Here is a 528-nt window from a genome sequence, read left to right as displayed (position 1 = left end):
AAGGCGCTTGCGCCGTGTAATGGCTGTAATTGAGCAACAGATCGACGCTTCCACGCTCGATAAACAGCAGTTGTATCAACGTCTCATGTACGTGGGGGGATACTTTCCAGTTCAGCGCGCGAGAACGAAACGAAATCCGCTCTACGTTGAAGAAGTTCTCCCAGCTTAGCGCTGTTTGCTCGCCATAGAGCGTATAGGCAGGAATAGTGGTTGCCATAACAGATTCCCCTTAACGCACCGGGTGGGCAGCATGAGCAGACGTCTGCTCACGGCTGACAATGGGTTGAATACGCGCAGCCCAGATAAACAACGCGCCACAAATGGCAACAGTGGCTCCCAGATACAAGGCATACTCATACCGGCCGGTAATATCGATGATTACCCCAGAAAATACCGGTGCCAAGATACCCGCTGTGGTGCCGAATACCCCGTTCAGTCCCACCAACAGCCCGGTATTGCTTTGCGAGAATGTCATCGGGATGGAGAAATGTGCGCCCATCGTAAAGCAGAGAAAAAAGTTGGAAGCAG

Annotated in this window: 2 pseudogenes; both read right to left on the bottom strand. The window is 52.3% G+C overall.

Annotated features, from left to right (window positions below):
* A pseudogene (locus tag J5224_RS34985) lies at window positions 1-217 on the bottom strand (AraC family transcriptional regulator); the annotation flags it as partial.
* A 12-nt stretch (window positions 218-229) separates the two neighbouring features.
* Window positions 230-528 (bottom strand): annotated as a pseudogene (locus J5224_RS34980) (hypothetical protein); the annotation flags it as partial.

This window comes from Candidatus Symbiopectobacterium sp. NZEC135 (genome assembly GCF_025962695.1).
Note: the sequence above shows the minus strand (reverse complement) of the source record. Positions and strands in the feature narration are given on the sequence as shown.